Genomic DNA, 6,144 nt, shown 5'->3' on the forward strand with positions numbered 1-6,144 from the left:
GGTGGAGGGCGTGCAGCTCTCACTCGCCGCCAACGTGGCGGGCGGCGGGGTGCGCGGCGGACAGGCGACGCTGGGGTTCAACCTCTCCAACGGGGACGTGGCCGGCGTGGGGCAGCTCTCCCTGGGAGCGAACATCGCGCGGGGCTCCATGACGGGCGTCCAGGCGTCGCTGGGCGTCAACGTCACCACCGCCGAGGCCACCGGCGCGCAGCTCTCCCTGGGCGTCAACCACGCGAGCGGCGTGCTCCACGGCTTCCAGCTCTCCGTGGGCGTCAACCACGCGGCGTCGGACATGAAGGGCCTTCAGGGCTCCGTGCTGCTCAACCGCGCTGCTTCCCTCTCCGGCATGCAGCTCGCGGTGATCAACGTGGGCGGTGACGTGACGGGCATGCAGCTGGGGTTGATCAACGTGGCCAGCGTCGTGCACGGCGTGCAGCTGGGCCTCGTCAACGTCGCGAACGAGGTGAACGGCGTGCCGCTGGGCCTGCTCTCGTTCGAGAAGAAGGGCCAGCTGCACCTGGAGGTGTTCGGCAGCGACATCCAGCTCACCAACGTGGCGCTGAAGTTCGGCGGCCGGCACGTGTACACCACGCTCATCGCGGGGCTGGGGCCGGATGACCGCTTCCAGCGCTTCAGCCTGGGCCTGGGGGTGGGCGGGCACATCCCGCTGGGCTCGCGCTTCTGGGTGGACGTGGACGTGGCAGGCAGCCAGGTGCTGTCCAGGGACGCGCCGTTCTCCAGCAAATCCAACAACCTGCTGACGCAGGCGCGCGGCATGGTGGGCTTCCAGGTCATGCCCCGGCTGGCCGTGTTCGCGGGCCCCACCTACAACGCTTGGTTCACCTGGGGGGAGCCGGGCTTCGCGAAGCTGACCACGCTGTCAGTGAAGTCGCACAGCGGCACCGACTCGCGCGTGCAGCACTGGCCCGGCTTCCAGTTGGGCGTGCGCATCTGACGCGGCCCTGAAGCCTGGGGACACCCCGAGGAAGCACCTCGGGGGCCCACGGACGACCTCAAGTCGACCTCAGTCGACGACGCGGGTGGCGCGCAGCACGGTGGCGTCGCCGCCGGGGCCCGCCTTGAGGCGCTTGTCCAGCGTGCCTTCCAGCTTCAGGCCGCCGGGCGAGAAGGCCTTCTGCATGAGGTCGCCCTGCTTCGCGTCGTCCCCGCCCGTGACGGCGCTCAGGTCCACCTCGTGGAAGGACTGGAGCTTCTCGGTGGGCTTGTCCGCGCGGAACAGGTCGTAGTGGTCGCAAGGCGGGGCGAAGCAGCGCTTGCCGTTGTCCTTGACGATGTAGACGGTGGCCTGGGTGTTGCTCATGGTGTCGTCTCCGGGTGAGGGGGTGGGGGGGGCGGCGGCCGTGCCCGGCTCATTGGCGCCAGGCGGCTCGGCGCCGGTGCGCTTCAGGTCGGCGGGCGCCGCCGCGCCGGACTCGTCGCTCGACGGCTGCGAGGTGGGGGAGGGCGGCTTGCTGCACGCCGCCGGACCGAGCGCGAGCACGGCGGAGAGCAGCAGGGAGCGGACGTTCATGGCGACTCCGTTCAAGGGGGCCGCAGTGTCCTTCGCTGCCAGCCCGGGTTCCAGGTAATCCACGCGGTGACGGGGCTCGGGGGACCCCTCCCGCCGCCTGTTCAACGTCCGGGCCTCGCGGTCGGGTCCACTCTGCCCGGCCGTGCGCCCGCCGGCCAGGGTGGCAGGGGCGATTTCGGGCGGGTCCCACCTGGACGCCCGCTCAGGACAAAGGGGCTCCAAGACGGTGGAAGCCCTACTGCGTTCGTTGTACACCCGCCCCGCGCAATCGGCCTTCTGGGCCGTGACCTGTAAGGACGCCCACGATGGAATTCCGCATCGCCTCCGACGAGCTGAAGAAGGCCCTCTATCGCGCCCAGGGCATCGTGGAGCGCAAGACGACGATGCCCATCCTCGCCAACGTGCTGCTCACGGCGAACAAGGGCAGCATCACCGTCACGGCCTTCGACCTGGACATCGGCGTGGTGTCCGAGCACCCGGCCGAGGTCACCAAGCCCGGCGCGGTCACGCTGAGCGCCAAGTACGTCTTCGACATCGTGCAGAACCTGCCGGACGCGCAGGTGACGCTGAAGAAGCTGGCGAACAACTACGTCGACATCAGCTCCGGCTCCGCGCACTTCAAGATCGTCGGCCTGCCCGCCGAGGAGTATCCGAAGCTGCCCAAGGAGGAGAACGCGCCGCTGGTGCAGATCTCCGGCAACACGCTGCTGGAGATGATCCGCAAGACGCAGTTCGCCATCTCCAGCGACGAGACGCGCTACATCCTCAACGGCGTCTTCTTCGAGCCGCAGGCGAGCGGCAAGGTGCGCATGGTGGCCACCGACGGTCACCGGCTGTCGCTCATCGAGCGCGACATGGCGGGCGACTTCAAGTTGAAGAGCGGCGTCATCATCCCGCGCAAGGGCCTGATGGAGCTCAAGCGCCTGCTGGACGAGGCCCCGGACGCCGAGTGCCACCTGGGCTTCGCGGAGAACTCGGCGCTGTTCAAGAAGCCGGGCCTCACCATGGTGATGCGCCTCATCGACGGGCAGTTCCCGGAGTACCAGCGCGTCATCCCCAAGGAGGGCGAGAAGGTCGTCCTCGTGCCGAAGACGCGCCTGCTGGAAGGCCTCAAGCGCATCGCGCTCCTGTCGGCGGACAAGAGCAACGCCATCCGCATCGGGTTGGAGAAGGGCAAGCTGCTCATCACCGCCAGCAACCCGGACCTGGGCGAGGCGCGCGACGCGCTGGACGTGGACTACCAGGGCGGGGACATCACCATCGGCTTCAACGCCCGCTACCTGATGGACGTGCTGGGCGTCACCGACACGGACGAGGTCAACTTCGAGCTGGGCGACGAGCACAGCCCGGGTGTGCTGCACGGTCCCGGCGACCGCAGCTTCACCGCCGTGGTCATGCCCATGCGCGTTTGAGCAGGGCCGCCGTCCACCTTCCCACGTCGGCTTGAGCGCACCGTTTCACGCTCGACGCTCCGCGCCAACGGGTGGCCTGCGGCCGGAGCATGACCTCCTTATGATGGAGGCGTGGCGACCCGTCCGGACGACCTGAGAGCGCGGCTGGAGGACCGAGCGGACCTCCTGGAGGCCACGCGCCTGCGCTACCGCGCGCTCAAGGGCGTGCTGGAGTCCTTCTTCTGGAAGGACCGGATGCGCAACCACTTCGAGCTGCTGCGGGAGGTGGCCGCGGTGCAGCCGGAGGTGGACGCGACGCTGGCCGCGCTGAAGCGTCGCTCGGAGGCGGAGGCGTGGCCTCGCGACGCCGCGCCCGTGAAGCTGATGCTGGAGGTGTCCCGGCTGCGCGAGGCGGTGGACCGCGCGGCGATGCGGCGGCTGTCCTCCGGTGACGCGGCGCCCGTCACGCTGGGTGAAGCGCTGCTGCGCCTGGAGGTGGAGGTGCTGGACGCGGGGCCGCTGCTCGGCGGCCGGGTCTGGGCCCAGGCGGTGGAGCTGTTGCCGCGGAACCTGCCGGAGCTGCGGGCCGCGTGCGCCGCGGGCGAGGTGTTCGAGCGGGTGTTCAAGCGCCCCGTGTCGGAAGGGGCGTCCGCCTTCTCCGAGGACGAGGCGCGCGAGCTGGCGCGGGCGCTGCCCCTGGGGGCCGCGTCGCTGGTGGCGCTGTGGGAGCGGCTGGAGCGCTACGACTCGCGGGGCCGGGTGAAGGACTTCCTCCAGCGCCGGATGCGCCGGGCGCCCATGCGGGTGCCGCGCAGCGGGCCGGAGCTGCTGTTGCACGCGGCCTTCTGGCACGACGTGGCGCGGGTGCGGGTGCGCGCGGTGTTGGAGGCGGAGCTGGCGCCGGTGGTGCCGCGCGAGGTGGAGCTGCCCGCGCTGCTGTCGTGGCATGCCGCGCGGAGGTCCCAGCCGGAGCTGCGATTGGAGTGCGGGGACACGTTCACGGAGGGCCGCGCGGGGCTGGTGGAAGCGGCGGCGGCGCTGGCGGCCCTGTCTCACGAGCGGCCCCGGGGCGCGTGGAGCGAGGAGACGGCGTGGGCGCGGCTGGAGCAGGCGGCGCACCGGGCCCGGACCGAGGAGGGGCCGGAGGTGGAGGCCCTGCGGGACGCCTTGCGGCTCTTCGTGCTGCTCAGGGGACAGGCGCGCACGCCCGCGCGGCTGTTCTCACCCGGGAGCGCGAAGCCGGCCGCGCTGGACGTGGGCGGGACGCGGGACCTGCTCTCGCTGGTGCAGGCGGCGCGTCACGCGGCGTTGCGGCAGGGCGGCGGATAAGACAGACGTCGGACGGGAGGGTGGTTTGAGGGGGACGGGAGGCTTCTGTTAGGTTGGAAGCCATCCCATGACCGACCCCGTCTCTCCGCCGGCCTCTGATGCTGCCGCACCGTTGCAGTTCGACCAGGCTGACTACACCGAGCCGCCTCCGGCGCCCCGGTGCACCGCCTGTGAGCGCCCCATCGCGAGCACCTACTACGAGGTGAACAGCCACCTGCTGTGCCCGTCGTGCCGCGAGTCGGTGGAGGCGTCGCTGACGGGGGGCTCGAAGTCGAAGCGCTTCCTCAAGGCCAGTCTGTTTGGCTTTGGCGCGGCCGTCGCAGGTGCGCTGGTGTATTTCCTGGTGAGCCTGACGGGCTACAACATCGGCCTCATCGCCGTCCTGGTGGGCTGGATGGTGGGCACGGCGGTGTTCAAGGGCTCGGAGGGGCGCGGGGGTTGGTTCTACCAATTGGTCGCGGTGGTGCTGACGTACCTGTCGGTGGCCGCGTCGCTCGCGCCGGATGTCTACAAGGGCTTCCAGGAGCAGTACGGGGAGTCCGCGCAGGTGGCGGCGCCCACGGGTGGGACGGTGGCCGAGGCGCCGGACGCGGAGGAGGTCGCGGAGGTTCCGAACACGCCGGGGGCCGCCGTCTTCATCACGGGGATGATCTCCTTGGCGGCGCCCGTGCTGGTGGGCATGGAGAGTCCGCTGTCGGGGCTCATCTACGGGTTCGCGCTGTACGAGGCGTGGCGGCGCAACAAGAAGGCGGTGCTGAACATCGCCGGGCCGTTCAAGCTGGCGGACGCGTCAGGGGCGGAGGCTCCCGTGGAGCAGGAGCGGTCCGTTGGCTGAAGCGCTCGCAATTCCTCTCACCCCGCGTTGTGAGGGCTGTGGTTCGGAGCTCGCGCCCCGGCTGCTGACGTGTCCCGCGTGCCGGAAGCTGGTGCATGGGCAGACGTTGAAGCGGCTCGCGGCGGACGCGCAGGCGGCCACGGACCGGGGCGCGCCGCTGGAGGCCCTGGCGCTGTGGCGTGAGGCCCTGGACCTGTTGCCGCCGGGCACGGGGCAGCACGCGCAGGTGACGGCGAAGGTGACGGCGCTGAGCCAGCAGGTGGATGCGCTGGGATTGGCGGTGCCGTTGGCGGAGGCGGAGCGGAAGCGCTCGGGGATGCCCAAGCTGCTGGCCAGCATGGGCGCGCTGGGGCTGCTGCTGTGGAAGTTCAAGTTCGTGCTGTTGTTGCTGTTGGGCAAGGGGAAGCTGCTGCTGCTCGGGCTCACGAAGGCGAGCACGCTGTTCTCCATGCTGCTGGCCGTGGGCGTGTACTGGACGGTGTGGGGTTGGCGTTTCGCGCTGGGGCTGGTGGCGTGCATCTACGTGCATGAGATGGGGCACGTGGCGTCGCTGCGCCGCTTCGGCATGCAGGCCAGCGCGCCCATGTTCATCCCGGGCCTGGGCGCGTTCGTGCGCTTGAAGCAGTCGCCGGTGGATGGGCGCGAGGACGCGCGCGTGGGATTGGCGGGGCCCATCTGGGGCAGCGCGGCGGCGGTGGTGGCGCTGGTCGCGGCGGTGGTGACGGGATGGAAGGGATTGGGCGCCATCGCGCACGCGGCGGCCTGGCTCAACGTGTTCAACCTGCTACCGCTGTGGCAGCTGGACGGCGGGCGCGGGTTCCGGGCGCTGGCGCGCAAGCAGCGGTGGCTGGCGGTGGCGGTGGTGGGCGCGACGTGGTTCTTCACGGGGGAGAGCCTGTTCGTGCTCATCGGACTGGCGGCGGCGTACCGGGCCGCAGCGACGGCCGCGCCCGAGGAGGGCGATCTGCGCACGCTGGTGGAGTACAGCGTGCTGGTGGCGGGGCTGGGCGCGCTGGGTTGGGCCGCGAAGCACTGGACGGGGGCGACGGGGGTGATGT

At 70.9% G+C, this 6,144-nt stretch carries 5 protein-coding genes and 1 pseudogene; 5 read left to right on the forward strand and 1 reads right to left on the reverse strand.

What is annotated here, in order from left to right:
* Positions 1-955: pseudogene (locus D7X12_RS38135) on the forward strand (caspase family protein); the annotation flags it as partial.
* Positions 956-1,024: 69 nt separating this feature from the next.
* On the opposite strand, the gene D7X12_RS38140 reads toward D7X12_RS38135, so the two are convergent.
* Entirely contained in the window at positions 1,025-1,531 is a 507-nt protein-coding gene (locus D7X12_RS38140; protein WP_120630087.1) for a DUF6748 domain-containing protein, read from the reverse strand.
* A gap of 305 nt (positions 1,532-1,836) precedes the next feature.
* On the opposite strand from D7X12_RS38140, the gene dnaN reads away from it, so the two are divergent.
* From dnaN to D7X12_RS38160, 4 genes are all read left to right on the forward strand, one after another.
* A complete protein-coding gene (dnaN, locus tag D7X12_RS38145) occupies positions 1,837-2,943 on the forward strand; it encodes a DNA polymerase III subunit beta (RefSeq protein ID WP_120613515.1) in 1,107 nt (368 codons plus the stop codon).
* A gap of 111 nt (positions 2,944-3,054) precedes the next feature.
* Complete coding sequence (locus tag D7X12_RS38150; RefSeq protein WP_120630088.1) at positions 3,055-4,251, forward strand: hypothetical protein; 1,197 nt, start codon at positions 3,055-3,057, stop codon at positions 4,249-4,251.
* Positions 4,252-4,318: 67 nt separating this feature from the next.
* The gene (locus tag D7X12_RS38155) at positions 4,319-5,086 is read left to right on the forward strand and encodes a hypothetical protein (RefSeq protein WP_147443928.1); all 768 of its coding nucleotides are present in this window, start codon (positions 4,319-4,321) and stop codon (positions 5,084-5,086) included.
* The coding region (locus D7X12_RS38160) for a site-2 protease family protein (protein ID WP_147443929.1) at positions 5,079-6,144 on the forward strand (1,066 nt) is incomplete at its 3' end. The genes D7X12_RS38155 and D7X12_RS38160, both read left to right, overlap by 8 nt.

It is taken from the genome of Corallococcus sicarius (genome assembly GCF_003611735.1).
Classification (GTDB): domain Bacteria; phylum Myxococcota; class Myxococcia; order Myxococcales; family Myxococcaceae; genus Corallococcus; species Corallococcus sicarius.